Below are 25,849 nucleotides of genomic sequence, written 5' to 3'. Positions count from 1 at the left end.
AGCATATGAAAAGATTCTTTTTGATTTCCTGTATCATGTCTATTTTAGCATCCCCGGCCTCAGAAGTTCAGGCTCAGAAACGTTTAACACGGGAGCATATTTTTTCTGGCAAGCCCTCGCTAACCAAACGGACCGTCTACGTTGGCGGCTGGGCGGACGACAATCATTACATCGAAACGGATGCCGACCAGAAACGATATAAGGTGAATGTTAGTACCGGCGAGCGTAGCCCGTATACTTACACGCCTGAAAACACTCCGAACGCACCAATAGCCCGGCAAAGTGGAGACAAGAACATGACATTTTCACCCGATGGAAAATACATGGCCTTTACACGCAACAATGACCTTTACGCAATTGAAATAAGCACTGGAAAGGAGATTCGATACACAAATGACGGAACCGACGTAATTTACAACGGTTGGTCATCCTGGGTATATTATGAAGAGATACTGGGCCGCGCAACCAATTACAAAGCTTTCTGGTGGTCGCCGGACAGCAAGTACCTTGCATTTATGCGTTTCGACGACACCAAGGTGCCGATGTTCCCGATCTATGGGTCTAGCGGTCAGCACGGCTATACCGAACAAACCCGATATCCAAAAGCTGGCGATCCGAATCCTGCTGTGCGCGTTGGCTTTACGCCTGCAGGCGGCGGAACTGTTGTTTGGGCAGATTTTAACGAAAAAGACGACCAGTACTTTGGCACACCATACTGGAGTTACGATGGAAGCAGCCTGATGGTACAATGGATGAACCGGGGACAAGACAACCTGAAATTTTATAACGTAGATCCAATCTCGGGAGTAAAGAAGGAGATTTATGATGAAAAGCAACAAAGCTGGGTTGACCTTGACTACGACGAACGTGTGACATACCTCGGCGATAAAAAACACTTCATCATGAAAAGTGATAAAACCGGCTGGGCTCACTTTTATCTTCACACGCTGGACGGCAAACTCATCAATCCGATTACCAGCGGGAAATGGCAGGTAAGCAGACTGGTGCACGCAGATGAAAAGAACAGGGTGGTTTATTTTACAGCAAGAAAGGAAAAATCTACACAGCAGGACCTCTACCGTGTAGACTACGATGGCAAAAACCTTAAGCGGCTTACTTTTGGGGAGTATACGCATCAGATATCTATGTCTCCGGGCGGAAAATATTTTATCAGTACCTATTCTAATGTTAGTACGCCGCCTCAAACAATCCTGTTGAGCAATACCGGAAAAGTAATCAGACAAATTGCCAACAGCAAAGCCGACGATTTTGACCAATATGTATTTGGAAAAACCGAAATGATTACCATTCCTACTGATGACGGCTACAGTTTGCCTGCAGTCATTACCTATCCGACAGATTTTGATCAGACACGGCGTTATCCGGTAATCATGAGTATCTATGGTGGTCCTAACGCTGGCAATGTGAGCAACACATGGAAGGGAACGGGCAACCAGTGGTGGGCGAATGAGGGCATCATCCAGATATCTGTAGACCACAGGGCATCGGGTCAGTTTGGTAAAGAAGGTGTTGCGCTTATGCACCGCAATCTTGGGAAATGGGAGATGAAAGATTACACAACCGCTGCGAGGTGGCTTAAAGCAAAGCCATGGGTCGATAACCGCAAACTCCTCATCACGGGTCATAGCTACGGCGGATACATGACTTGTCTGGCGCTCACTATGGGTGCGGAGGATTTTGATTTCGGCTATGCGGGGGCTCCTGTGACCAGCTGGGAGTTGTACGATACGAATTACACGGAGAGGTTTATGGACACACCACAGGAAAACCCCGAAGGGTATAAAAATGCCTCGGTGTTGACATACGTAGACCGCTATAAGGGCCTTTTGCGGATCATGCATGGAGACATGGACGATAACGTACATATGCAAAACACCATTCAGTTGGTTGACAAACTCCAAAATGCCAACAAGCACTTTGAACTTATGATCTATCCTGGAGGAAGGCATGGATGGGGTGGAGAGAAGTCAGCACACGACAGGGCTGAACGGATCAGGTTCTATTATCAAAACCTGCTGGAAAAACCAGTACCGGAGCACCTATTGAAATAGGTGCTTCCTAGTCGCGCTTATGCAATCGCCTTCGTTCCCGTTCGGCTTTCTTCTGATTAAAGCGAGCTACAGCGGCCTTTATTTCCCGCTCTTTAGCCGGACTTATTCCTATACTAGACTTTATCCCGCTTAGAAGGGCTTTCCATGTAAATTTAAAGAAAGGACTGGCAGTCACTCTTTCATAGCGAATATTTGCTGTAACAAGTCGACCGGAAGCATCAGGATTGTCTGGGCGAATCACCACCGCATTTGCCAGAAAAGACATCAAACCATTTCTTACGAGCCGCTCCTGTTCTCTCTTCAGCAATTTCACAGACAGGTCTTTAAACAAAAGTTTCATGGTTCCGCGGGCTTCCTTATTGTTGGCCTGGATATCGAATTCGAGTTTCCCGATATTGCATTTCTTAATTTCGAGCATAGCCAGCGGCTTCGTGATCTGATTAAGCGCCCTTCCATCCATGGGCGCCAGTAACCCCTTGTAGCGAAAAGCGCCGTTGTTTGCCCTTAAGTCGAACCGGAAATGCACGTCCAGTTTGCCCTGCCCCATCAGGTAAGTGCTCAGATCAGCCCGCATAAACTGCTCGGCCATCGAGGAATTTGTGATATTCCTGATAGTACCGGACGTTTGGGTAAAGGTTATTTTCCCTGTCTGCAGGGTTTTCCTGCTGTATTCCGCATAACTCACATCGATATGCTCCAGGTTAAGGCGTTTAACCGTAATCTTTTTGTTCAGACGTCTTAGCAATTGATGCGGAAAATACCGCGCAGAAGTCGTATCGGGAGCAGCAGCTGCCCTATTGTTAAAGACCTCCACTGAACCATTGGAGAGGCTAACATCCCCGATAAACAACTCCCGCTTCCGCAGATAAAGCGGTAAATTAATGCCCTGCATATGGGCATCACTTACCCGGATATTAAAATCCTGATGCCTATTGAACATATGGACCACAGCATTTTGTAACGACAGCCGGTCAACATGAAGATCTTTATACTTTAAAAGCGTAAAAGGGTGAAAATCTTCCATGATGATGGACCCGATACTTATTTCATATGTGATTGATGGCTCCGGACGCTGCTTTGCAGGCCGGGCCGACCTAAGCGTGTCGCGGATGATGCGTATATCCTTCAGTACGGCGCGATGGGTAAGCACATTTGTGCGTATCTCTGAAAACTCCACTTTGTACAGACTGTCAGTGGCTTCAGCAACCAGTTGATTAAGGTGTTTCTCGACAACTGACCGGAATTTGATATTAAGGTATATGGTGACCGAAGCAATGACAACAACCAGCGTGACTAAAGTTATGGCTGCCCATTTCGCCACGCTATGTTTTTTCCATTTTCGTTCAGTCATGCTTCATTGTCCTTCACCTAATATACAGATAATTAGTCACGCTTCTTTTTTTTATCTGCTCTTTCCTTGCGCCGGTCCTCCATCTTATCCTTTATCTTCTTCAGCCCCTGTTCGGGGGTTTTTACGGGCACCACACCCAAGCCTACCGTTTCCCGAATACCGATAAACACACTCTTCCACATCATATTGAAGAAAGAGGCAGCCGGTGTTCTGGTAAAAGCCACCTGTGCGGTCCTCGGCGCTTCTCCTTTATCCGGGTTCTGATTTTTGATGAGTAGAGTATTAGCTAGAAACGAAAGCAGGCCCTTCTTCTTTTCCGGCTCGCCATTCTCACTCTCTTTGAGTAGTTTCACCTTCAAATCTGTATAGTAAAAGTTTACCCGCCCCGACGAGCCGCTGAGATTCGCGTTAATATTAAAATCTGCACCCTGCATCTTTCCCCGCTCTATTTCTACCAAACCCATGTTTTTAGCCATCGGGTTTAAAATCTTCATATCCATCGGCCCTATTTTCCCTGAATAGCTGAACGCAGCGTCCTTGTCGTTAAGATTAAAGTTAATCCGCACATCGATCTTGCTGGCCTTCATCACCATGGCGCTCAACCGCGCCACAGCATGGTTATTCTGTACCAAGGCTATGCTATCGTTAGTCACGTTCAAAATATCGCCCTTTAGATCCCAGAAATAAATTGTTCCGCGTTTTTGGCTAACAGGATTGTATTCGGTGTATGAAAGGTTTATGTTGTTTAGCACAACGCTGTCAATCTTTGTCGGAATCGGGATACGTCTTACAGCAACATGAGGAAAATTTCTTCCCTTGTCTAAGCCAGGAGGGGGCGGTAGTTCACGGTTAACGAAGATCTTAGGCCTGGCCGGACCAAGCTTCAGCTTCCGGACATGGAGCTTGCCGGAACTGTTCAGCAAACCAAAGTCTACCCCACTCAGCGTTATGGCGTCAAAGCTTAAATCGTAACGATCACGGCCATACTTATATTTACGAGTAAAGGCCAGGTCGGGATACTTCGGGATCATCCTGAACCCCTTAACGACGATTGACTGGTTGGCCGCCGACCCTCTTATCGTATCTACCTTCATCGTATACATAGTGCTGGAAGAGGTATAGCCCGCCAGTTTAAAACTGATATCCCTGGTATAATAGAAGCGTGTTGTATCAAACTGCGATAACGAGTCGATCAGTAAATCCTTCACAGTCACATTCAGGTGTTTTATAGCGTTCATTTTCTTTGCCCGATCCCCGTTTATGTAATCCACGTCTGCATCTATTATCTGAATAGCTTTTACATGGACCGACTTTAACACTGTCGATATACGTTGATATAAGCTGCGGTCGCCGCCAGAGGTATCCGGCTGCTTGACTACCTTATACCGGGTAACACGGACAGAGGGCTGATTCAGTACAATCGCATTCATCTCTATCCGCTTTTTAAAATATGCAGTCAGTATCGCCGTGCGGCTAAGCTTCAAATTCTTTAGGCTTACGTCAAATAGATGACCCGGCGCTCTTCCTGTCTTCTTTAGGCGTTCGAACACCGCCGTATCAGCCGTAAGCTTTACACTATCAAGCACTGCGGTACCGGTTAGCAGGTTTAAATGGATATCTTCGAAAGATATCCGGTAAAGACCATCCGAACCATCATACACCCCCGCTTTGATCTTCTCAGTCAGTATCGGCTTCCACTTTGCGCTGAAATAAAGCGCAACGCCCCCTGCCAGCAGAATCACCACTGCCAATACAATCCCGATCCATTTTAGGACTCTGCGCTTCGACGACCTTTTTTTATCCTCCATATCCCTGATATATCCTCAACACCATACAATATCAAGGCCATAATTCCCCTTCAGAGTTCCTTTGCCCGGTACCGGCTGAAATCGACGTCGCATACGGAGAAATAGCCCTGGGCATTTCCTGAGATATTTCCCGAAATATTGACCGGAACCCCAGAGAAAAGTCCGCTCCAATCCGTTTCCATAAAGGTAGAGTAGAGAAACCTGGCATACCGCTCAGAGAGAGAAATTTTGTAGATCGTCACATACTCATCCGGTTCCAGGAGGAACTCTCTTTTCAGATTGTCCAGCGGATAAAGCGAATTGGGAGATCCAAGCAAGTGTGTATAGCTATAATAACGGTTCTGATCAAACCTGGACGGGTTCCAAAAAGGGATATTGCCGTAAGTAATCATCCACTTATTTGGATTGAGATACCCAAATGTATGCTTCGGGATAGTGCCGGCGATCTTACCGTTAACCGCCCTGGCAGAGAGCGGAAGGAAATCATCCACGATATTAACCAGTTGACGAAGTGTGTCTACCGCAGTATACATTTTCCCATTATAGCTAATGGTCAGTTTATAAGCCCCATTGTAGTTCGGCGTGCGCCGGTAAGTGGCCGTGTACAATCCGGGGGCCGACTCTCTGAACACGATGTCGGCGGTGCCATCGAAAACACTTACATTGGCGTTACGTATAGGTACTGGCGAGGAATCGGGATGCGTTGAAGGCTTCATCAACCGGATAAACTGGCCAGTAGTAAGCGTATTTATACCGCCCTCAACTGCCAGTTCATAAGGTTGCCTGGGCTCGTTGAAGAACCCTTCCTGAGCCTTTTTACAAGCAGAAAGAAACGCGGCCAACGTCACGACCCAAAAAAATAATTTAACCCTCATCACTAGTGGCATCATAATTTAAAACTATAAGCCAGCCATGGATATATTCCAAAGCCATATTCATAACGGTTCCTCCTTCCTCCTGCATCCGGAGAGCCCAGATGGTAATATAATGGATTTTTTCGGTTATAAACATTGTAAATACCGGCAGAGATCGTATGCAGAAGTCGCCGCCCTTTTAACCCACCAGATTGAAGACGGTACTGTCCGGAAACATCCAGCCGGTTAAAATTTGGAAAGCGCGACTCATTTCTTCCCTCAAACAGCGGAACGTTTACGCCATCATGCTGATAATAGCCGACAGGAAGGGTAAGCGGCCTTCCTGCTGTGTAAACAAAAAATGCCTGCACACTCAGTGCCGCGTTAACGTCATACTTGCCCAGCATTTTAAACTCATGCGGGATATCATAGTTCGACACAAACGTATCACCTGAATTTATTCCGGATATCCGACGCTTTACTCTGGAATACGTGTAAGAAAGCGTGCCTGAAAACCTGCCCTCTGCTTTGCTAACCTCGCCCTCGATACCGTAGGCCTTAGCAGTGCCAGACCTGAGCTGCCCTCTGATATCCGGGTTCCTGATGATTTGGGCATGCCCTAAAAGCTCTAGTTGATTCAATTGCAACTTATGATAGCCGCCCAAACTGAAGCTATATTGCCCAGGGGCATACTTGTAACCAACAGCATAATGATCAGAACGCTGGGGTTTGACGAGATCTGAAGCAGGAATCCATGGTTCAAGCGAAGAAAAAGCAAGTACACTGTTCTGAACAAGCTGTAAATATTGAAAGTTTCGGTTGTACGTTACGAAGATACGCTGCGACGTGCTCGGCAGGTAGCTAAAATTTACCCTTGGCTCCGGGTTTATAAAAGTCTTAAGATCCTCGTCAAACACAGGATTGCCTTTAGCGTCAAAAATATTTCGTCTTTCCTGAGCATTCCTGAAAGCTCCTAGCCTCAAACCATAGTTCAACTCGAAAGACTTCCCGATGCCGATCTGCTGAGAGAAATATAGCGCAGATTCAATCGAGCGCTCGCGTGATATATTAAACTCAAAATTGCGCTGCCGATGCATCTCCCCGGGAGAAAACCTGTGGTACGTGGTAGAAGCCCCAAACTTGATCTGGTTATTCGGACTACGGTAATAGGTGTAATCAGCCTTTAAAGTTGCGTCGAGAATTTTGGTGTCCCACTGACTTTTCTCCGACAAGGTATCGGCATTCAGATCCAACCCGTTGCTGTAGTTACTGTAAATGGCTGATACGTTAAGAAATAGTTTCGAACTGATAATATGGTTCCAGCGCAACGTAGATGTAAAATTGCCCCAGTTGTTGGTATATGAATTTTCGCTCAAAAGTTTGTCCTGCCCCACATAAAATGAATAATAAAGACTATTGTCACGATTAAGTTTCACGTTCGTTTTGGCGTTTACATCGTGGTAAACCGAGTTCGGATTAAACAACTTAAACCGGTTTGGAATGATATCAAGTAAACTGCGCCGGTATGCCACCATAAACGAGGCCTTATCTTTCACAATTGGCCCCTCCGCAGCCAAACGAGCCGACATTTGGTTCAGCCCTCCGCTTAGGTGAAATTCCTTATTATTGCCCTCAGCCATCCTGTTAACGATTACCGAAGATAACCTGCCGCCAAAATTAGCAGGCATATAGTCGCGGTAAACCTGCACATTGTTCACAACATCAGCATTGAAAACAGACACCAGGCCGAAAAGGTGAGAGGGATTATATACGATAGCTTCATCAAGAAGAATCAGGTTCTGATCCGAGTTGCCTCCTCTTACAAACAATGCAGAGCTGCCCTCCGTAATGGTCTTAATGCTGCTATGCATTTGCAGTCGCTTCATCACATCCGTTTCGCCGGCATAATAAGGTGCGTTATAAAGCTGACTGCTCATCAGGTTATATTCATTCATAAGAATAGGATTGGGCGTAAGCCGCGTGGGCCGTATCACGACCTCCTGCAGATGGTGCGGCTGCAAAGAAAGCTCGATTTCCTGCTGGATACTTCCCGCAAGATCAACCATCCTTGCCTGGCGCTGGTATCCCGGATAAGTAATATACAGCTCGTAATTTCCCTCAGGCACAGAGATAGAATAAAAACCATACTGATTGGTTACAACGCCTACACTCAGCTCAGGAATCTGCACGGTAGCACCAATAAGTTCCTCTCCACTCGAAACGTCGCGTACATAACCATGTATGGTATGAATGTCGGGCGATTCCGGACCAATCACGATTTCATTACCTAGCAGCGAAAACTTAAGCTTACTGCCGGCCAGCAGCATAGTCAAAATGTGGCGCAGCGGAGTCTGATAAAACTTGAGCGATGCCGTGCGCTTTGAGCGAAGGCGATCCGGATCATAGACAAACCCTGCCTCGGTCTTCCTGTCAATTTCCTGCAATACGCTGATCAGCGAATCTGCCGGAAGATTAATAGTTATCTTTTGGTTCAGCAGATCCCGGCGCTGAGCAAAGGCGGCTGAACCCGATGTCAGGAGAAAGCAAACAACAAATGAAACAGAGAGCCATTTATTCTTCCGATAAAACATACGTATTCTGCACTTTGGTCACCTTACATTGTAAAGATGCAGAAATAACATTTAGCACGCCATCTAAAGTTTCAGAATGTATTTTTCCCGTCAGTTTCCTTGACCTCAGAGACTCCCCATTAATTTCGATCTTGTAACGGTAAACCCGTTCAATATCTTCAACCACTCTCTGTAGTGGAGTTTCAATAAACACAAAACGTTTGTCTACCCAGGCTTTATAATTAAGGTTCGTGTTGGTTCCGCTATTCAATTGATCAGTATCAAAATGATAAACACCGGTTTTGCCGGCCTCAAGCAACGCGCGCTTACCGGTCTCCCTATTTTGCATAACAACAACACCCTCGTCGACAGTAACAGAGGCCATGGTTCCTTTCTTCTGTATATTGAATCGCGTGCCTATGTCTTCCACCTCCAGACCGTCCATCTTAATCTTCAACTGGGGTCCGTTGTGCTTTTTAACGTCAACAAAAACCTCTCCCTCAAGCAACTCAACAACGCGATCTTCATTGAAGCGTGCCTTGTTGTATCTGATTTTTGTCTCCAGATTCACCGAAAGTTCCGTACCATCGGGCAGCACAAGATGGGAAACCTCCGAATAGGCTTCCGTATTGACCTCTACGATTCGGCTGCGCTGAAGAAGAAGAAAGCCCAGGGAAGCGATAAGCAAAACAGATGCTGCGACCGCATACCAGGTCGATCGCTTCCTGGCAGGCGGCAGTTGAACAACCACAGGCTCCTCAGTCTGTTCAAGCTTGCTTTCCAGCGATACCCACGATATATTCGCATCTCGACGGCTGCGATCATAAAGCCTTTCCATGTTGTGCTGCACGAAAAGCAAATCCTGATAAATCTCCTCATTCCGGTTATCCCTTCCCCTCCAGTCCACTAAAATTTTTTGATTAACAGGTGTGATATCGCCTTCCAATTCTTCAATTATCAGCGCGTATATCAGTTCATCCTCTGTTTCCTGGTTTTTCATAATCTATTATTTAGAGCGTTTTATGTATGAAAAGCATCAACAACATCATGATGCCCTCTTTATTGTTTTCCATATGCTGACGCAGCAGCTTAAACCCATAAGTGAGATGATTTTTCACAGTTTTTATCGAAATATCCATCTGATCAGCGATCTCCTGCTGTTTAAGTTTTCCAAACCGGCTCAGATACATGACCTGCCGGCATTTTTCCGGAAGCAGTTTTAAACCTTCCTCCAATCTAAGCAGCATCAAATCGTCTTCATCACCCCCCTCAGGCGAACTAACCAGTTCCGCAGGCTGTGCAGATAGGTAAGCCTCATGCTTCTGTACAGTCAACTTATCCTTCTTGATCACGTTAAGCGCCGAATTCACTACCGACCTGAAAAGGTATCCTTTCATCGTATACTGTATGTTTAATTGTTCCGCCTTATTCCAAACATTGATAAATACATCGTGCACAATCTCCTCGGCAGTCTGCATATGGCCAACATACCGGAAAGCCAGCGCAAACAAGCGCTGATAATACAATTTGTACAGCTGCTCAAAGACCACCTTGTCTTGGCACTTAATAGCCGCTATCAGTTCCTGTTCAGTTATTCTCAGCTGCCCGCGTTCCATTTTACTGTTGCTTTAGCGTGAGATAACCCGATATCTCCGGACTCATCAATAACGTGTTCACGGCCACAAACCACTGCCCTTTCAGTAAACTCCGTTCCTGTAGCGGTGTTAAACTGAACGATCCCGCAATATCCCTTCCGTCGGGAACTTTATCTTTGCTGTACACCTCTTTAATGAACAATCCCGATGAGCCTTTCGCTCCGCTCCTTAACGTAATCAACTGCGGTACCACATCATGATATTCCAGGGAATACACCAACACCTTCGTCCCTTCGTCATACGTGCCCTTTAGCAACGCCGTTCCTTCCGAAGCACTGTTTGTCCCTTTCTTGTCTATACGCGCCACAACAGCATAAGTACGCACAGGCGGCGCCGTCTTCGCTCCCTCTGCAATCAGCTTTTTCTCACATCCCGCCAAAGCAAACAACGCCAGCAGTACTATCGCCCTGCTTTTTTTATTCATCATCTCTAAGTATCTTAACCAAAGGCTAAAATACTAAAAGTTTAGAAAGCATTCATCACCTCCACCACCCTGTCAATCTCCTCCCGCGCATGGCAAAAAGAGATCGGCAAACTCAATGTACTGCGATGTATCAGTTCCGATACTGGAAAAGCTCCCTTTAATTTATCCCTCAGCGCATTTTGATGGTGCGGCGGCACCGGATAATGTATTTCCGTTTTAATGTTATTCGCTAACAAGTAAGCCCTTAGCTTATCCCTCTCGGGATGCCTCACGGTATAAATATGGTACACGTCCGTGTAACCTTCCTGCTTTAATGGTTTTATAAAATCAGCTTTCAAACCCTCATCGTATCTAGAAGCAAGCGCCCTTTTATGCGCGTTGATCTGATCGAGCGCAGCCAGCTTTACCGATAGAAAGCCAGCCTGTATTTCATCCAGCCGGGAGTTAATCCCAATATATTCGTTATAATACTTTTCATGGCAGCCGTAGTTACGTAGCGCCCTTATCTTCTCGGCCCTGGAAGTATCAGAGGTGAGCAATGCCCCCCCATCGCCCAGCGCACCCAGATTCTTGGTAGGGTAAAAGCTGAACGCACCAAAATCACCGAAGGTACCCGTCTTCCGACCCATAAACTCAGCCCCGTGCGACTGAGCACAATCCTCGATCACCCGCAGATCGTGACGTGCGGCAATAGCCATGATTGCCTCCATATTGCAAGGCTTGCCATATAAATGCACTACCATAATTGCCCTTGTCCGACTCGTTACAGCGGCCGCCGTCTGCTCCGGATCGATATTATAAGTCGCCAGGTCGGGCTCAACCAGTACAGGCACCAGCCGGCAGTGGTAGATGGCCAGAATTGTAGCGATATACGTATTGGAAGGGACGATGACCTCAGAACCCTCAGGAAAATCAAAATATTGCAAACCCAGCACCAGCGCATCGAGCCCTGAGGCCACAGAAACGCAGTGCGCACTCCCGTTATACCGGGCAAAGGCCTGTTCAAACGCACGGACCTTATCACCCAGAACAAACCAGCCCTTGTTCAAACTATCAGTAAAACTTTGCTGATAAGCTTCCATGAACGGCTTATTCAAGGCGTGAAGATCCTCGTAAGCAATGTCCTGGCCGGTAAGCGTAGCGGTTTCCATTATATGGCGCACTTGATGCGATATGGCGTATAAATGTAATCACTCTGTTCGAAGTAAGCCGAGGCAAGCACCATCAGGATGGCGTCGTCGCTAAAACTATGCATCGTATGCCAGTCGCATGGCTGTATAATCAAACACTTATCCGGACTATCCAGCAGATATGAAGACTCCTCAATACCATTATCATTGTAAATCACGCAGCTACCCCGCAAACAGATCGCGGCCTGAACAGTTTCATGATGCCGGTGCCCTCCACGTTCAGAATTGTCTACGCCATAGATATAAAAAATGCGTTTGATATCAAAGGGAACAATTTTCTCGATCACGGTCAAATTGCCCCGCGTGTCCGTAAATGTTTTCAGATTGATCAGTGAAGCCATAGCATATCAATTCAAAAAGCCGTAAGTCAGTGCATTTTTCTTGTACAGGTTTTTATAATAGCCACGTAGAAAAAATACCAGCGCGCGACCAGGAACAGATTTAATCCACTGCAGATCATCGGTGATTTCATGAGCGTTCACATTTCTGTTGATCAAACGCGCCACCCGTTCCGCCTTATTTAACTGTCGGATATATGGCCTGTACACATATTTAACAGCATTCCTGAGGAGCGTATAGCAACTGCCCGAAAGGCTGTAAATATCTTTAGCTGTATATTGAAACCCGTGGTAATGATAAAAGATGAGGTCGAACGTATTGCCTGATGCAATCTCTTTTCCCCGCAGGCGACCATCCTTTATTGAGAGTTTATATTGCTGAACATTCCAGGGGGCAACGCCACCCCCCAGATGTTTCAGCACGTGAACGGTACTAAATTTTTGCTGCCAGTCGTCAAGATATTTTTGATCCCCGAATTTACCATCCTCACAACGGCTGTAGCACCATTCAATACATTTATTCACCCATTCATCCAGTACCTCCATACCTTCGGGCGTAGATTTAAAAGTCATAAACTGCACGCAGTAAACCCCACTCATGGCAGTCTGGTCATACTTAGGCGTATAGCGGTGCGGTGTAATCAACACCGATTTATCCCCCATTTCATTAAGCAGGACCTGCGGATCACTGAAAAACATTAGGTCAGCATCCACATAGGTGCAGTGGTCGAGCGCATAAGTCTGCAAACAATACTTAATCGTCGACGATGCACAGGTCCAGCAATATTCCCCAGCTGTGCGGTCATTCTTAACACTCAGCAGGCGCTCATTTTCGAAGGCATTCAGGCTTACAACGGTAGCATGAACAAGTCCGAGTCTGCTCAGCACCTCATAACAGTGGTCATCAAATGCAAACACATACAAATGGAAACTTGAACAGTGTTCTTCGAGCGACTGGTACATGGCCAGGCCCCTTGACAAATAAGTAGAATTAAAAAGCGTACAGAAATTTAGCATACCTATATTCAACTAAGTGGATTCGACGAATTAACCAGATAAAAGCCCTTGCCATAACCCTGCGGTTTGCCATCAATAAGCAGGTTTTCCTCGCCTTGAACATAAGAGGGGAACTCAGCGATCAAGGTATACTGCGAAAAGAAATGTGCTAAAAACCGCTCCTGGTTAAGGAACCAGGCAGGATACGTTGCCTCATATATCGACGGCGGAACGACCTGCAAAGTAAGCCGGTCACGCTTCACATGATGAACCGCCGTACGGTCGAACAGCAGGAAAGGAAAACCATATCCGGCCAACCGGTCCAGAAACTCATGAGGATGCTGCAGGTACTGTACAACACTCGAAAGCAGCACCAAATCTACCACTGTGCAGGAAAGACATTCCTCAATACTGTTAAAGAATTTTAGTCTTTCATCCTCAAAATCGCGCTTGCCCACCGCAACAAAGTGCGGCTGCTCAACCACATTCCAGCTGGCACAGGTCGCCTCCGGCAAATACCGCCTCAGCTGAAAGTAGCTGCTTCCCAGCGAACCGCCAAAATCAAGTATATGCAGTGCCCGGCCACTCGTTGCCGCACTTGCAAGAATATAACCTAGTATCGAATAAGGAATCTCAGGCTCGTCAAACAGCGCAGAATCGCGTTCGTAAACCGCCTCTCCCATCTTTACCTTCATCAGCGCAGAACCAACCCGGTCAAGAATCACGTCCTGATCATAACCACCAGACAACGCGCTGACAGCGTCCCAGGAAGGGTAGTCGCCAGACCAGCCCCAGTCGCTTTTTTTACGCTTTGACAAAAGTGCTTTGAACATATTTGGTTATGCTTTTACTTAAAGACAACCACATTTGCACAAAGTCCTATATCACCCAATAAAATTTTTAAAATCGTCAGGATTTAATTCCGATCCATTGATGCCGGTCATCACCTCGGCAAACAATCGGACAGACTTAATTCTGTCTTCGAGCGAATATGTCGGACATACGACAATAAGTTCATCGACCCCCGTCTCCTCAAGAAATTCCCGGACCTGTCGTTCAACCGTTTCCTTACTACCCACAAACGAGAATTTCAGCATCTGTTGCAGCGAAGGGTGGCTCAGCAACTCAAAGTATTCATCCGTCATATCAGTTGGCGGTTGTAGCGGCTGAGGCATTCCTGTTAACACGCCCATAAACATCCTGATTATGGTGGTGAATAACCTTTGCGCCTCTTCATCCGTATCCGCGACAAAAACATTGATGCCTGCCATGGTATAAGGCGCTGCCAAAAACTCAGAAGGCTTAAACTCCTCCCTGTAGATATCCAGCGCCGTAAAAAGATGTGTAGAAGCAAAATGGCTTGCAAAAGCATAGGGCAAGCCTTTCTTGGCAGCCAGATGGGCGCTATCCGTGCTAGATCCAAGGAGGTATAATTCCACATCCGTACCCTCTGCAATCGCCGCCCTAACCTTCGAGAACTTATTCTCTATGGAAAAATAATCCTGAATCTTTTCCAGCTCACGCGGAAAAGCATGCGCAGCCCTCATAAAATCTGATCGTATCGCCTCTGCAGTCTCCCGGTCTGTGCCTGGTGCCCTCCCAATCCCCAGGTCGATGCGCCCGGGATATAAATGAGCAAGCGTACCAAACTGTTCAGCCACCACAAGCGGCGAATGGTTTGGAAGCATAACACCCCCCGAACCAACCCTTATCTTATCTGTGTTCTCAGCCACATAGCCAATCAGCAAGGACGGTGCACTGCTTCCAATGTAACCCGAGTTATGATGCTCTGCAAACCAAAACCTTTTATAATCAAACCGTTCCGCCTCTTTCGCTATCACCAGCGAATTGTTCAGCGTCTCCTTTATTGTACTTCCCTTAGGAACAATTGCAAGTTCCAAAAGCGAGTATTCCACATGATGTTTAGCCATTTCAATAAATCTTCTGCTAGGTAAAGTTCGCCAATAAAATGCCAAAGAAAGCCACAGAATTTCAATATTACAGGACTTTGTCCTACATTAGAGAGAACAATAACCAAGTATATAATGAGCAGTTACAAACCAGAAGGATACAATTCCGTTTCGCCCTATCTTATCGTTACAGGCGCCGAGAAAATGATCAACTTACTGATTGAAGTCTTCGGCGGCGTACCTACCAGAAGATTTAATACCCCCGAGGGGAAAATTATGCACGCAGAAGTCAAAATACAGGACTCCATTGTAATGATATCAGAAGCTAGTGCGCAGTATCCGCAAAACAATACTCTTTTGCACGTTTACGTAGAAAACTCCGACGAAACCTACCAGCGCGCACTTGCCTTTGGCTGCGAAGATCAGGGAGCACCCAAAACAGCCGAAGGCGATTCAGATAAACGCGGCATGTTTAAAGACTTTGCAGGAAACCTCTGGGCAGTGAGCACTCAGCAGTCCTGATTTTGCAATAATCGAGAACCATAGCGTATTACTCCCAACAATCGACATTAGTGCTGTCCTTAAGTGCCAGCAACTTACCAAAACCTGCAAGCTTTTTCTCCGAAGGCTTACAATCGACCTCCCGGCTCTTCACATGCTCCGGCAGTGGGTTGTCAGATGCATGCGATCTTCGCTCATACGTTTTTTGGAGGCAGAGCGCCAGCTTGCCTCCAACAACATATAAGCGCTTTTCCTTAATATCATCTTTGGTAGCGCCCTCCGCAGCCTTTCCTGATTCAAAACTCCAGGTCGTCTCAGTCAAATGTGCAAAATATAGCTTGTTGCCACTAACAAAATACTGGTCTACCGCCGAAAAGTGACTGTATTCACTATAGCTATGCCGAATCATCCGAAGCTCACCCTGTTCAGAAAAATAAGTCACCGTACCCGCCCGTTCTCCAGAACAGTCATACTCAAACCCGGTCGAATCCAGCACACCCTGCCGCAACTTATGAGCCGTCTGGCTATAAAATTTTTTAACCTCATCAATAGAACGGGGCGTGCCGGCTAGCAAACTATCATTAGCTACAGCGGCAACCGAGCTGGTATCAGGAAGAGCCTTAACCTCACCAGCCTCACGCTGTACGCACGAGAAAAGCAAAGGGCACAGCAAAAAAATCAAATAGTTTTTCATAGTTAAAAGCTGGTAGCAACAATTAATCCAACTACCACCTTTCTCGTCTGTTCTCAAAGAAAATCTTCTCTGTGCGGCGTAAAGGAGTCTATGAGCACGCCAGGTTCCAGGCAAACACACCCATGAATGGAATTGGGTGGCACATAGTAACCATCGCCCGCTGCAATAACCTGCACCGTATCTCCAATCGTCATCTCAAATAAACCACTTGCCACATAAGTAACCTGTGTATGCGGATGTTGATGAAGCTCCCCGACGGCACCCTTTTCAAACTGAGCTTTTACCAACATGATACTGTCGTTATAGCCGTAAACCTGCCTTTTGATTCCGTTTCCTAAATCTTCCCAGGCAATCTCCTTCTCGAACTGAAATAAATCACTTTGCATAAGTTAGGATAATGGCGTTGCTTTCGATTTCTTATAAAAGAACCTACCTGCTTCAAACATAAACAAGGCCAGCATAAACAGCGCAACAATAAACCACGATGCGCCCAGTACAACGCGAAGGAAGAGCACCTCAAAAGTGCCCCAGATCAAAAGTCGCCTAAGCAACTGAATTAGAGGGTTAACAGGCTGAAATGAGTTTTGCATATCTAAATTTAGTAAAAACATTGCATATCTTAGTCGACCATGACAAATTCAGCCATTAACCGACTTGAACGGCTCACTGAGATAATTCCAAAATTATTAAGAGAAGTAGATGAAGCCGCGTTAAGCGACAAGCCAAACGCTGCAAAATGGAGCAAAAAAGAGATCATTGGGCACCTCATTGACAGCGCGGCCAATAATCATCAGCGGTTTGTTAGAGGTCAGTTTGAGGATACCCCACGCATAACTTACGACCAAGTCTTGTGGAACATAGCCAATCGTTACCAAGACGTGAATATTACGCAACTTATCACCTTCTGGGAATCCTACAATAAACAACTCGTAAGTCTGTTAAGGAACATCCCAGGAGACAAGCTCAACAACTGCATAGATACAGGCGGGGAATATCCTTTAACAATCGCCTTCTTGATTGAGGACTATGTCGAACATATGGAGCATCACTTAAAACAGGTCATTCATTATGAATAAACCACGTAAAATATTTATATATTAGTGTAACCAAATAAAGTACCCATATGAAATTAAAATTAACGCTTTGCACATTCCTATGCGCACTCCTTTCCGCAACAACCTTTGCACAATCAGCAACTAAAAACGCTTCCCACATCGGAACCTGGAAACTCATTTCACAAAAAGTCACTTATCCGGACGGGCAGATATTTACAGGCGACAGCTCAACCGTATTCCAGCGGAAAATACTTACACCAGCCACCTTTGTAGTCGTTATAGAGAAGAAGATGGCAAACTATGACAACAAAAAGCTGGCTACCTCAGTTGCAGGTGGGCACTATACATTAGTAAACGGCAATTACGAAGAACTCACAGAATACGCCTCCTTCAAAGGGTTCGAAACCATGAAGGTGAACTATAAACTCAGTATAGAAGACGGCAAATTGCACACCGTAGGTACAGTTGGCGAAAATATCATATACGACGAGCTGTATATTAAAGAAGATTAGTCTCTGCAACCACAAGTTCCTAAAACGTTATCGAATGCAATTAGGAAATTCAAAATACACGCTCCAGCAAATCATGAGTAGCCGCACACAGTGGGAGCACCTGATCATCATCACGGGCGCTTTTACGCTTTCGATGTATGTCATGTATTTCCTTTGGGACCCTTTATATTCTGGGCGATTTATATCGGTGACACGAATGGAAATCACCCGTTGGTTCATTCAATAACCAACCTCATCGGCGACCGCCTTGCCTTCATGTTGCCGCTCATATTCTTAAGCTATCGCTTATACAGAAATCTGACAAAAAGCAACCTATCCCGGGCAAAATCCTATTTTGTAGCCTCCGTTCTAATCGTAGTATTTCACCTGTTCAGAGCGTATGCCTTAAATTTCCTTTTAACACCACTAATATATTGACGACCAATTTAGTGACTTAGAACTTCCCCGCAGTTAACCTGCCCGCTTACTCCGGGCACGATTGCGTAAATATTTCCAGGCTGCTTCGCTTCTTTCTGTACATTTATCACCTACATTCGTCAGGGATCATCTAAAGCTACGCAACAAATAACCAATTAATTTTTAGCTCTTTATGAAAAACGACTTAAAAACCTGCTTCCTGTTACTGACTTGCCTGGTCATGGTAGCAAATACGGCATCAGCACAAAGTAAAAAACGTAACGCACTGTCTGCAACGCCCTGTATGGAGGTGCTTCACCTGTTCACCGCAGCCAATGTGCCGTCTATGGCGCCGCAGGAAGAAGCTTCGGTAATTATCACCCCGGGTGAGGAAGCGCCCGCAAACCTGCCCGGCAAAGGCCTGGCTCAGCATTCCATGCTGTATGTAGGCGAAAACAATACCCGCATGTGTTTAGTCCATAGTGGCAAAGTAATTTGGACTTATCAGACCGGTAAGGGATATGAGTACGACGACGTGTGGATGATCTCCAACGGAAACATTCTCTTTACCCGGATGAAGTACGTGGCGGTGATTACACCCGACAAAAAAGTGCTCTGGAAAAAAGATTTTGCAGAAAGCGGCCCGGATCATGCTGAAGTGCACAGCTGTCAGCCCATTGGTCTTGACAAGATCATGTTTATCGTCAACGCGGCTAAACCAAAGCTGTATATCGTTAATTACATCACCGGAAAAACCGAGGTCGAACGTGAAATACCCTATCAAAATGCTGATGTGCGTGGTGTGCATGGCCAGTTCAGACGTGGCAGGGTAACGGCACAGGGAACTTATCTGCTTTCGTATTTAAGTCAGGGAAAGGTTGTGGAATACGACAAGGATTTTAAGGAAATCTGGCGTTATAAAACTCCAAAACCCTGGGCAGCCATTCGCCTGAAAAACGGTAATACCCTGATCACTGATGAGAACGAGTGGCGCAGTTTCGAGGTCACCGCCAAAAAGGAAACGATTTGGGAGTTCAATTGCAAAACTGACCTGCCGAAAAAGTATCAGTTTGCTTCAGCTCCCCAAACCTGCACCCGGCTGGCCAATGGCAACACCATATTCACCTCGCGCGGACAAAACGGCAAGGGTCCGCAGATGATCGAGGTTACAAAAGACAAGAAAGTGGTTTGGGTACTGCATGATTGGAAATCCGTTGGCGACGGGACTGCCGTACAGGTACTGAATGATCCGGGCGTCCCTGAAATACCCGGTCAGTCAGAGCATTGATCTGCTGTTCACAGGAAATCACCAATTATTCCGCAAAATCTCCCGCCTGCTGCTTGCTGACAGCAAAAAGTCTTTAATGCCCCACAAATTTCTCTTCGATCTGCTCTAATGATTGTCCTTTGGTTTCGGGCAGCATGCGATACACAACAATAAAGGCTATCAAACAAAAGAAGGCGAAGAACCAGAATGTATTGGCTGTGCCCACATTCCGCAGTAGCATTGGTGTTAATTGGCCCACAATGGTATCGGCAACCCACATCACCATAATGCTGATGGCCATTGCCCTGCCTCGGATCTTTCCGGGAAAAATCTCCGAAGCTACGACAAACTTCAGCGGTCCTATCGAAAAGGCAAAACACGCAAGGAATGCCAGCACACAAATGAGGAGCACAAGACTGGTGGTTGCCCCCATATAAAAGCAAAGGCCAGTCAGAAACAGCGCAACGGTAGCGCCGATCGTGCCGAAGATATACAATGGCCTGCGCCCCCAGCTATCCACTTTCCAAATAGCAACTAGCGTAAACAGCATGTTTGCCAGTCCCAGAATGATCTGGCTCATCAGGGAGTTGCTCAGGCTTAGTCCCGCATCGCTTAATATGCTGGGCCCGTAATAAATAATGGCGTTGATACCGCTGAACTGTGAAAACAAAGGCAGAAAAATACCTATCAGCAATGCTTTACGCATTCCGGGTGCAAGGAGTTCTTTATAGCTACCCTGTGGTTCGCTGGAAGTGTGTCTAGACTGAAGCCATCTCGGACTTTCAGGCACGTATAATAAGCCGACCAGGAAAAGCAGCGCCGGTATCAGCGCCACACCGAACATGCCACGCCAGACCTCGTCTATAAATAACCAGGCGAAGGTACCCCCCTGTGAGGCGTCATCGGCAAGCGCATAATTCAACAGTCCCGCATTGGTCAGATAAGCGAGCAGTATCCCAAAAGTCAGCGCAAGCTGATAATAGGTTACCAGTCGCCCCCTGATATTCGCGGGGGCAATTTCAGAAATATACAACGGCACCACGTTAGAAGCTATCCCTATGCCTATACCTCCGAGCAGGCGACAAGCAATCACCGTTGAAAGTGAAGGCATAAAGGCACAGCCGGCAGCGGAGACCAGGAACAGGACGGCCGACAAAAGCAACAGGGCCCGTCGGCCAAACCGGTCGGCCAGTTCACCGGAACCGGCAACGCCGATAATACAGCCCAGCAATGCGGACGACACAAACCAGCCCTCCTGGACGGAGTTAAGTACGAACTGCTTCTGCACAAGTGGCAATACACCCGAAACAACGGCCATATCAAAGCCGAAAAGCAGTCCGCCCAGCGATGCCACGGCGGTGATCAGACCCAGGTTAGGGATCTTGGTTGTGTTGTTCATATCCATGTTATATTTGGTTTAGGTTTTGGCTTGTCTGCTTAAAGCTGACTGAAATCCGGTTTTACAAAAGCTTTTACCACCTTAGCTCTCTGCCCCCCTTCATTGTGTAGGGTATAGCTCAGGGCCGCAGCTGGAACAGCGAAAGTTTCGGCATAATGGAAGCGCGATGTCGTGCCGTCTGCCGTAGTGATGGTCAGGCTTGTACCCTCCACCAGCATCAGAATATGGCACAGACCATTGGTTTCCACCACCATCGTGCTGTCGAATTCCAACCGGTGTACATCATAAAAATGCTCCGCATGTGTAGGCAGATGCACCAGTTGCCAGTCACCTCCTTCATCAATCACCTGTGGCTTACTGATCAGCTCATCCTGCACCTTATTGCCTTTGCGACTGAAATCAAGGTTTTTAAAAGCATGATCTATATTGATCGGCCGCGGCATTCCAGAAAGATCCAGCCTCACCCAATCGTATACCTTAAAGGTAAAAATGTAAGGCGTCGCGCTGATCTCCAGCACCAGATTATTTGCGGCAGCACTATGCACCGTACCGTTCGGGATTAAAAAGAAATCATGTTTCTTAGCCGGATGAAGCTGCACGTAGTTAAGCACGTCTATCTCTTCATTGTGAGCCAGACTGTATTCGAGTTTCTCCCTGAATTGCTCAGGCTTGATATCTTCCGTAAAACCAAGGTAAACACCCGCATCTTCCTTGGCGTCTAAAATATAATAGGTCTCGTCCTGCGTAAAGTTCTCCCCAAAGGTTTCCCGGATATAGTTTTTAGACGGATGGCATTGAATCGAAAGGTTGCCTCCATCCCAGGTATCCAGAAAATCGAAACGGATCGGAAACTCTGTTTTAAACACATCGGCATGCTTGCCCAAAACAGCCTTGTGATCGTGGAACATCAAACAGTCGAACGACACCTCCAGCAAATTGCCATCACTCTCAAACACGATCCCGTTCTCAGGAACGATCATCTCGAACGACCAGGCGTAGTTTACTTCCGACTTGTCCAGTCCCTCAATCCTCTCCTGCATCCAATGCCCACCCCAGGCGCCAGGCTCAAACCACGGCCGCACCCGGAATACCGAGCGACTAAGTTTGGTCAGACCGTCGGCCAGATCGGGGTAAAGCAGCCAATTCACCGACTGATCCCATTGGGTGTCGGCCATTACAGCAATCTTAGAAAGCAACTGCTGCTTATAAGCATTAAGTACCACCCAGTCCACAAAATAGGCCCGCTTATACATGTGTCCGGATTCTTCTGCCCGCGCTGCACCAAAATTTGTAGCTTTGCCAGCCCGCATACGGTATTGCAAGACGTTTTTAGGCAAATCGATATATACCACCGGTGCCTCCCAGCCTGCCAATGTGGCTCCTGTGCCAACAACGATGTTCAGGTCATATCCTTCGGCCGGGCGCACTGCTTTAAAAGCATCCATATCAAAGAAATCTTGTATCTGCAGGGTCGACTTAGTCCCCCACACAGAATCACCGCTGCCCAGGAAGGGTTGCACCATTCTGTCTATTTCCCCAGCGGCACGCATGAAATCCGCAGCCAGCACCCAGTTCACTCTTTTTCCGATACGCTCAAATGCATTATCCAGTTCATGCTGAACTACGGCCCAGAAAACACCGTTAAATCCGTCGATCACAACGGCATCATAACCGCTCATCCAGGCAGCCAGGCCGTCATAGCCAGAATGAATTTTACCAGAGCCAAGCTGGTGGAATGGAAAAATATCGTAGGCTGCGATGTCTGATCTGTTTGAAATGTTCTGTGGTAATGTCGGTTTTCGATCAACCTCCTTGTCAGCCGAAGCTGGGTTGTTACTTTCTGCTTGTGCTATGTCGTACATCTCTCTATTGTATCGGGTTATTTTAAACGATTTTGCATGTATGTACAAACATAAAGACTATGGAATCAAAAACAAATTTTAATTTATGTTTATACATGCGTTATTATTTAAGTCCCTGATGGCGGTCCACAGCACCCCCGCTTCTCCCCTGAAACTGGAAGAACCTTTAGGCTGATTATCGGGCGTGTACCACTCATAAAAGCCCTTGTTTTTGATTACCCTTTCCAGCATCGGTGTGATGGCTTCCCTGGCCTCGTCCAGCAGGCCGTAGCGGATCAGTTGTATCACCATCCGACCGCCAAACCAGGTCCAGTCGCCACCATTCTGATAGGAATAAGGTACCATGCCCGTGTTCTTGAAGGTGCCCACTGGATATACCGGATAGATGGTGAGGCCAATAGAGGAAGCATTTGCCTTCCTGACATTCTCCTGCATTCTGACATAAGCTTCCCTGATTTCCTTTTTAGTAAGCAAATCTGCTTCAATCGCAGTGGCAGTTCCACCGTGATAGTATACCTCCGACTCATCGAAATCGGCCGGAAACGGAGAGCCCTCAAGATAAATATGCGGCCTGAACTTCCTTTTTTTCCTGTCCCATAAATGCTTACGGATGTTCGTCTTAAAGCTTGCCAGTATACGCTGCCAGTACCTGCGGTCATTTGAGTTCAATTCTGCGAATTCCAAATAGTCCCTGAGCGCTATGAGGAACATGGCATTATCGTAGATATCGATGCTTCTATGTGAACTGCTGTCTAACACCACGCCCCAGTTATGCTCAGGCTGTACATCGCCCCAGTCTACAGTCGTTGCTCCCCAGAGCAGGCCATGCTTTTTATCGAAACGTTCCTTCAAGAGAAATTTAAGGGCATTCGCCAGCCTGTCCTGAACGCTGGCACCCGCGATGTACTCCGAAAGAATACTTCGGTCGCCAGTAGCCCGGATATACTTGGCAATAGCCTGTATCAGCGAAGTCTCCTGGTCTGTTTCCACCGTATTCTTGTGCCCGGCATACTGCGGAAGCAGGTCAGAATAGTAGTATGCATATCCTCCGTTCTTGGTCTTAGGGATATAGCCATCCAGGATAGCACCATCGGGCTGCTGAAATTTAAGAAAATTTAGCAGGTGTACCTTATTCGCATCGCGGTCGTTGACTATGCAAGAAACCTCAATAAAGGTATTCAGATCTCGGATCCAAACCTCCCCGTATCCGTCGCCCGCTGTAAACCCGGTCCTGACCAGGCGCTCGGCCATCACTTTGACCGAATCTGCCATCTGTCGTAGCGGCGTCTGGCCCGCAACCTGCGCAAAGGCCGCCTGAAATGTGGCCAGCCCGATAAAGGTGGCCATTAAACGTAATGACATGCTCTGTACTTTTCTCATCAGTAATATTTTAGTAAACGATGCTTCCTGAAGAACGTAACCTCGCCCTAACTCGCAGGCTGAGTGGCATATCTAGCTTTTCGTCCGACGCGTCGGCTTCTAAACAGTTCCCCGTGCGCCTTTTCATCAGATAAAACTTACCATCAACCGACACAATGTTCGGACATTTAAACATACAACTAAAGTTAAAGCTTTCACATACAAAAACCAGCATGATATGAGCTCAAAAGAGAAAGGCCTGTAAGCTCACGGCAAACCGAGGACCAGCAAACTCAGAACGTCTGTTGCCTCTTAAGGCTTGCTGCAAAAAAGAAGTCAGGAAATTTAAAGATTTATCAGAGCATCGTTGCTCAACTCTGCATTCTTAATAGAGACATTTACCGTATAGGTATCCCAATCAATGCTAAGTATCTTGTCGGTTGGTATGGCAACCTGCTCGTAGCCGGAAGCAAATACACCGTCGAGAACCAGGTAAGGGACCGACCAGTCGGCGGTATCGATAAGGAGATCCTTCACGCGGCCGACTAAGCCCTCCTCATTATGGACTTCATATTGAGATACATGCCGGAAACTGCGCAGGTGGGGATCAAAATTTGCCTGATTTTCTATCTTATTGTAGAAGGCTGAGGCCCCTTTCAGCATTCCTGACGTTGGATAGCCCATCCCGGCCCGGCCGTTCGATGGCCAGGAATAATAGTCGAACAAACTGGATTCCTGCTGCCTCGATACAGGCATGTCCATATCAATGTCGGGACTGTCTTTTACCTGTTCCTTGCTTAGTTTTACAGGAAGTTTACCCTGACTGACTTGCTGCCCCCCATCAACCGCAACCGGCGAGATCAGCACTTTGCGCTGAAAAAGCCAGTTTCCGGTATCCACCACGAAGTAACGCAATGTCCAGTTGTGATCGTCGAAATAAACGTCCTTTACGCTACCAATCTCCCCGTCGGAAGCCGAGAGCGTAAACTTTAAAAGCTGGTGTGCATATACTAACATCATATTCTTTTAGTTAAAGACTATTTTTTGCTGCCTTTAGGTGCAAGGGTCAAAAACATACGCTTTCCTTCAAGTTTCGGCATAAGTTCAACTTTGCCGTATTCTTCAAGCGCCTGGGCAAATTGCAGCAGCAAGATCTCCCCCCGCTCCTTATAAACAATTGAACGACCCCGAAAGTGTACAAAAGCTCGAACTTTTTCTCCGCTCTGCAGAAAAGACATGGCATGCTTAAGTTTAAATTGAAAATCGTGATCGTCGGTGTTCGGACCGAAGCGGATGTCTTTAATTACCGTTTGCTTGGTTTTTGCCTTGATTTCCTTGTCTTTCTTTTTCTTCTCGAAAAGGAATTTATTGTAGTCGATGATGCGGCAAACGGGAGGTACCGCTTTAGGGGAAATCTCTACCAGGTCGAGTCCCTGCTCTTCTGCCATTGCCCTTGCGGTAGTTATTGGGTACACCGCTGGTTCTACATTATCACCCACTATCCGCACTTCTGTTGCGGTGATGTGTTGGTTAATTTTGTGTTCTGCTTCTCGCTTTACGGGAATACGTGGTCCCCTGTTTACAGGTTTTCTTTTTAAAGCCAAATTGAATGATTTAGTGGTTAACAAAAAAATTA

At 46.7% G+C, this 25,849-nt stretch carries 26 protein-coding genes; 6 read left to right on the top strand and 20 right to left on the bottom strand.

What is annotated here, in order from left to right; all coding sequences use genetic code 11:
• The first annotated feature begins 5 nt into the window (after window positions 1-5).
• On the top strand, window positions 6-2,072 hold the full coding sequence (locus tag QEP07_RS12260; RefSeq protein WP_285010404.1) for a S9 family peptidase: 2,067 nt from the start codon (window positions 6-8) through the stop codon (window positions 2,070-2,072).
• Between the two features lie 7 nt (window positions 2,073-2,079).
• On the opposite strand, the gene QEP07_RS12255 is transcribed toward QEP07_RS12260, so the two are convergent.
• The 12 genes from QEP07_RS12255 to QEP07_RS12200 are packed head-to-tail and all read right to left on the bottom strand — an operon-like array spanning window position 2,080 to window position 15,189.
• Window positions 2,080-3,423 carry a hypothetical protein gene (locus QEP07_RS12255; RefSeq protein ID WP_285010402.1) on the bottom strand — a complete coding sequence of 448 codons (1,344 nt, stop codon included), beginning with the start codon at window positions 3,421-3,423 and terminating at the stop codon, window positions 2,080-2,082.
• Window positions 3,424-3,455: 32 nt separating this feature from the next.
• Window positions 3,456-5,231, bottom strand: a complete 1,776-nt coding sequence (locus tag QEP07_RS12250; RefSeq protein WP_285010400.1) for an AsmA family protein — start codon at window positions 5,229-5,231, stop codon at window positions 3,456-3,458.
• Window positions 5,232-5,281: 50 nt separating this feature from the next.
• On the bottom strand, window positions 5,282-6,121 hold the full coding sequence (locus QEP07_RS12245) for a DUF4249 family protein (protein WP_285010399.1): 840 nt from the start codon (window positions 6,119-6,121) through the stop codon (window positions 5,282-5,284).
• Window positions 6,118-8,676 carry a TonB-dependent receptor domain-containing protein gene (locus QEP07_RS12240; protein ID WP_285010398.1) on the bottom strand — a complete coding sequence of 853 codons (2,559 nt, stop codon included), beginning with the start codon at window positions 8,674-8,676 and terminating at the stop codon, window positions 6,118-6,120. Before QEP07_RS12240 ends, QEP07_RS12245 begins: the two co-directional genes overlap by 4 nt.
• Window positions 8,657-9,655, bottom strand: a complete 999-nt coding sequence (locus QEP07_RS12235; protein ID WP_285010397.1) for a FecR family protein — start codon at window positions 9,653-9,655, stop codon at window positions 8,657-8,659. The genes QEP07_RS12240 and QEP07_RS12235 overlap by 20 nt, the downstream gene beginning before the upstream one ends.
• 10 nt (window positions 9,656-9,665) lie before the next feature.
• Complete coding sequence (locus tag QEP07_RS12230; RefSeq protein WP_285010396.1) at window positions 9,666-10,271, bottom strand: RNA polymerase sigma factor; 606 nt, start codon at window positions 10,269-10,271, stop codon at window positions 9,666-9,668.
• Between the two features lies 1 nt (window position 10,272).
• Window positions 10,273-10,737, bottom strand: a complete 465-nt coding sequence (locus tag QEP07_RS12225; RefSeq protein WP_285010395.1) for a hypothetical protein — start codon at window positions 10,735-10,737, stop codon at window positions 10,273-10,275.
• A gap of 38 nt (window positions 10,738-10,775) precedes the next feature.
• Window positions 10,776-11,885, bottom strand: a complete 1,110-nt coding sequence (locus QEP07_RS12220; protein ID WP_285010394.1) for a DegT/DnrJ/EryC1/StrS family aminotransferase — start codon at window positions 11,883-11,885, stop codon at window positions 10,776-10,778.
• Window positions 11,885-12,265 carry a sugar 3,4-ketoisomerase gene (locus tag QEP07_RS12215; RefSeq protein WP_256002103.1) on the bottom strand — a complete coding sequence of 127 codons (381 nt, stop codon included), beginning with the start codon at window positions 12,263-12,265 and terminating at the stop codon, window positions 11,885-11,887. Before QEP07_RS12215 ends, QEP07_RS12220 begins: the two co-directional genes overlap by 1 nt.
• Window positions 12,266-12,271: 6 nt before the next feature.
• Window positions 12,272-13,279 carry a glycosyl transferase gene (locus QEP07_RS12210; RefSeq protein WP_285010392.1) on the bottom strand — a complete coding sequence of 336 codons (1,008 nt, stop codon included), beginning with the start codon at window positions 13,277-13,279 and terminating at the stop codon, window positions 12,272-12,274.
• An 8-nt stretch (window positions 13,280-13,287) separates the two neighbouring features.
• Window positions 13,288-14,091, bottom strand: a complete 804-nt coding sequence (locus QEP07_RS12205) for a methyltransferase, TIGR04325 family (protein ID WP_285010390.1) — start codon at window positions 14,089-14,091, stop codon at window positions 13,288-13,290.
• A gap of 51 nt (window positions 14,092-14,142) precedes the next feature.
• On the bottom strand, window positions 14,143-15,189 hold the full coding sequence (locus QEP07_RS12200) for an LLM class flavin-dependent oxidoreductase (protein ID WP_285010389.1): 1,047 nt from the start codon (window positions 15,187-15,189) through the stop codon (window positions 14,143-14,145).
• A gap of 114 nt (window positions 15,190-15,303) precedes the next feature.
• On the opposite strand from QEP07_RS12200, the gene QEP07_RS12195 reads away from it, so the two are divergent.
• Window positions 15,304-15,690, top strand: a complete 387-nt coding sequence (locus QEP07_RS12195) for a VOC family protein (protein WP_285010387.1) — start codon at window positions 15,304-15,306, stop codon at window positions 15,688-15,690.
• 28 nt (window positions 15,691-15,718) lie between these two features.
• On the opposite strand, the gene QEP07_RS12190 is transcribed toward QEP07_RS12195, so the two are convergent.
• Genes QEP07_RS12190 through QEP07_RS12180 form a run of 3 tightly spaced genes read right to left on the bottom strand, consistent with a single transcriptional unit; the run spans window position 15,719 to window position 16,953 of the window.
• Window positions 15,719-16,363 (bottom strand): hypothetical protein, encoded by a 645-nt coding sequence (locus tag QEP07_RS12190; RefSeq protein ID WP_285010385.1) that lies wholly within the window; start codon window positions 16,361-16,363, stop codon window positions 15,719-15,721.
• Between the two features lie 53 nt (window positions 16,364-16,416).
• Window positions 16,417-16,749: a cupin domain-containing protein gene (locus QEP07_RS12185; RefSeq protein ID WP_285010384.1), complete on the bottom strand. Its 333-nt coding sequence runs from the start codon at window positions 16,747-16,749 to the stop codon at window positions 16,417-16,419.
• Between the two features lie 3 nt (window positions 16,750-16,752).
• Window positions 16,753-16,953, bottom strand: coding sequence for a hypothetical protein (locus QEP07_RS12180; protein ID WP_285010383.1), 201 nt, complete (start codon window positions 16,951-16,953; stop codon window positions 16,753-16,755).
• 39 nt (window positions 16,954-16,992) lie between these two features.
• On the opposite strand from QEP07_RS12180, the gene QEP07_RS12175 reads away from it, so the two are divergent.
• The 4 genes from QEP07_RS12175 to QEP07_RS12160 all read left to right on the top strand — a co-directional run bounded on the left by QEP07_RS12175 (window position 16,993) and on the right by QEP07_RS12160 (window position 19,614).
• Window positions 16,993-17,439, top strand: a complete 447-nt coding sequence (locus QEP07_RS12175) for a DinB family protein (protein ID WP_256002111.1) — start codon at window positions 16,993-16,995, stop codon at window positions 17,437-17,439.
• Window positions 17,440-17,486: 47 nt separating this feature from the next.
• On the top strand, window positions 17,487-17,930 hold the full coding sequence (locus tag QEP07_RS12170; protein ID WP_256002112.1) for a hypothetical protein: 444 nt from the start codon (window positions 17,487-17,489) through the stop codon (window positions 17,928-17,930).
• Between the two features lie 34 nt (window positions 17,931-17,964).
• Window positions 17,965-18,156: a hypothetical protein gene (locus QEP07_RS12165; RefSeq protein WP_285010381.1), complete on the top strand. Its 192-nt coding sequence runs from the start codon at window positions 17,965-17,967 to the stop codon at window positions 18,154-18,156.
• 363 nt (window positions 18,157-18,519) lie between these two features.
• On the top strand, window positions 18,520-19,614 hold the full coding sequence (locus tag QEP07_RS12160) for a hypothetical protein (RefSeq protein ID WP_285010379.1): 1,095 nt from the start codon (window positions 18,520-18,522) through the stop codon (window positions 19,612-19,614).
• Window positions 19,615-19,687: 73 nt separating this feature from the next.
• On the opposite strand, the gene QEP07_RS12155 is transcribed toward QEP07_RS12160, so the two are convergent.
• The 5 genes from QEP07_RS12155 to infC form a co-directional block, all read right to left on the bottom strand.
• Complete coding sequence (locus QEP07_RS12155) at window positions 19,688-20,998, bottom strand: MFS transporter (protein WP_285010378.1); 1,311 nt, start codon at window positions 20,996-20,998, stop codon at window positions 19,688-19,690.
• A 32-nt stretch (window positions 20,999-21,030) separates the two neighbouring features.
• Window positions 21,031-22,854, bottom strand: coding sequence for a class I mannose-6-phosphate isomerase (locus QEP07_RS12150; protein ID WP_285010376.1), 1,824 nt, complete (start codon window positions 22,852-22,854; stop codon window positions 21,031-21,033).
• 78 nt (window positions 22,855-22,932) lie between these two features.
• Window positions 22,933-24,234 (bottom strand): GH36-type glycosyl hydrolase domain-containing protein, encoded by a 1,302-nt coding sequence (locus QEP07_RS12145; RefSeq protein WP_285010375.1) that lies wholly within the window; start codon window positions 24,232-24,234, stop codon window positions 22,933-22,935.
• A 324-nt stretch (window positions 24,235-24,558) separates the two neighbouring features.
• Window positions 24,559-25,233 (bottom strand): PRC-barrel domain-containing protein, encoded by a 675-nt coding sequence (locus tag QEP07_RS12140; protein WP_285010373.1) that lies wholly within the window; start codon window positions 25,231-25,233, stop codon window positions 24,559-24,561.
• Window positions 25,234-25,250: 17 nt separating this feature from the next.
• Entirely contained in the window at window positions 25,251-25,817 is a 567-nt protein-coding gene (gene infC, locus QEP07_RS12135) for a translation initiation factor IF-3 (RefSeq protein WP_285010370.1), read from the bottom strand.
• Window positions 25,818-25,849: the final 32 nt, after the last annotated feature.

This window comes from Pedobacter faecalis (genome assembly GCF_030182585.1).
Taxonomy (GTDB): Bacteria; Bacteroidota; Bacteroidia; order Sphingobacteriales; family Sphingobacteriaceae; genus Pedobacter; species Pedobacter faecalis.
Note: the sequence above shows the minus strand (reverse complement) of the source record. Positions and strands in the feature narration are given on the sequence as shown.

Bases quoted from the DNA above. Each gene is read 5' to 3' on its own strand.
- QEP07_RS12260 (WP_285010404.1), top strand. From the start codon at position 6: ATGAAAAGATTCTTTTTGATTTCCTGTATCATGTCTATTTTAGCATCC.
- QEP07_RS12255 (WP_285010402.1), bottom strand. From the start codon at position 3,423: ATGACTGAACGAAAATGGAAAAAACATAGCGTGGCGAAATGGGCAGCC.
- QEP07_RS12250 (WP_285010400.1), bottom strand. From the start codon at position 5,231: ATGGAGGATAAAAAAAGGTCGTCGAAGCGCAGAGTCCTAAAATGGATC.
- QEP07_RS12245 (WP_285010399.1), bottom strand. From the start codon at position 6,121: ATGATGCCACTAGTGATGAGGGTTAAATTATTTTTTTGGGTCGTGACG.
- QEP07_RS12240 (WP_285010398.1), bottom strand. From the start codon at position 8,676: ATGTTTTATCGGAAGAATAAATGGCTCTCTGTTTCATTTGTTGTTTGC.
- QEP07_RS12235 (WP_285010397.1), bottom strand. From the start codon at position 9,655: ATGAAAAACCAGGAAACAGAGGATGAACTGATATACGCGCTGATAATT.
- QEP07_RS12230 (WP_285010396.1), bottom strand. From the start codon at position 10,271: ATGGAACGCGGGCAGCTGAGAATAACTGAACAGGAACTGATAGCGGCT.
- QEP07_RS12225 (WP_285010395.1), bottom strand. From the start codon at position 10,737: ATGATGAATAAAAAAAGCAGGGCGATAGTACTGCTGGCGTTGTTTGCT.
- QEP07_RS12220 (WP_285010394.1), bottom strand. From the start codon at position 11,885: ATGGAAACCGCTACGCTTACCGGCCAGGACATTGCTTACGAGGATCTT.
- QEP07_RS12215 (WP_256002103.1), bottom strand. From the start codon at position 12,265: ATGGCTTCACTGATCAATCTGAAAACATTTACGGACACGCGGGGCAAT.
- QEP07_RS12210 (WP_285010392.1), bottom strand. From the start codon at position 13,279: ATGCTAAATTTCTGTACGCTTTTTAATTCTACTTATTTGTCAAGGGGC.
- QEP07_RS12205 (WP_285010390.1), bottom strand. From the start codon at position 14,091: ATGTTCAAAGCACTTTTGTCAAAGCGTAAAAAAAGCGACTGGGGCTGG.
- QEP07_RS12200 (WP_285010389.1), bottom strand. From the start codon at position 15,189: ATGGCTAAACATCATGTGGAATACTCGCTTTTGGAACTTGCAATTGTT.
- QEP07_RS12195 (WP_285010387.1), top strand. From the start codon at position 15,304: ATGAGCAGTTACAAACCAGAAGGATACAATTCCGTTTCGCCCTATCTT.
- QEP07_RS12190 (WP_285010385.1), bottom strand. From the start codon at position 16,363: ATGAAAAACTATTTGATTTTTTTGCTGTGCCCTTTGCTTTTCTCGTGC.
- QEP07_RS12185 (WP_285010384.1), bottom strand. From the start codon at position 16,749: ATGCAAAGTGATTTATTTCAGTTCGAGAAGGAGATTGCCTGGGAAGAT.
- QEP07_RS12180 (WP_285010383.1), bottom strand. From the start codon at position 16,953: ATGCAAAACTCATTTCAGCCTGTTAACCCTCTAATTCAGTTGCTTAGG.
- QEP07_RS12175 (WP_256002111.1), top strand. From the start codon at position 16,993: ATGACAAATTCAGCCATTAACCGACTTGAACGGCTCACTGAGATAATT.
- QEP07_RS12170 (WP_256002112.1), top strand. From the start codon at position 17,487: ATGAAATTAAAATTAACGCTTTGCACATTCCTATGCGCACTCCTTTCC.
- QEP07_RS12165 (WP_285010381.1), top strand. From the start codon at position 17,965: ATGCAATTAGGAAATTCAAAATACACGCTCCAGCAAATCATGAGTAGC.
- QEP07_RS12160 (WP_285010379.1), top strand. From the start codon at position 18,520: ATGAAAAACGACTTAAAAACCTGCTTCCTGTTACTGACTTGCCTGGTC.
- QEP07_RS12155 (WP_285010378.1), bottom strand. From the start codon at position 20,998: ATGGATATGAACAACACAACCAAGATCCCTAACCTGGGTCTGATCACC.
- QEP07_RS12150 (WP_285010376.1), bottom strand. From the start codon at position 22,854: ATGTACGACATAGCACAAGCAGAAAGTAACAACCCAGCTTCGGCTGAC.
- QEP07_RS12145 (WP_285010375.1), bottom strand. From the start codon at position 24,234: ATGAGAAAAGTACAGAGCATGTCATTACGTTTAATGGCCACCTTTATC.
- QEP07_RS12140 (WP_285010373.1), bottom strand. From the start codon at position 25,233: ATGATGTTAGTATATGCACACCAGCTTTTAAAGTTTACGCTCTCGGCT.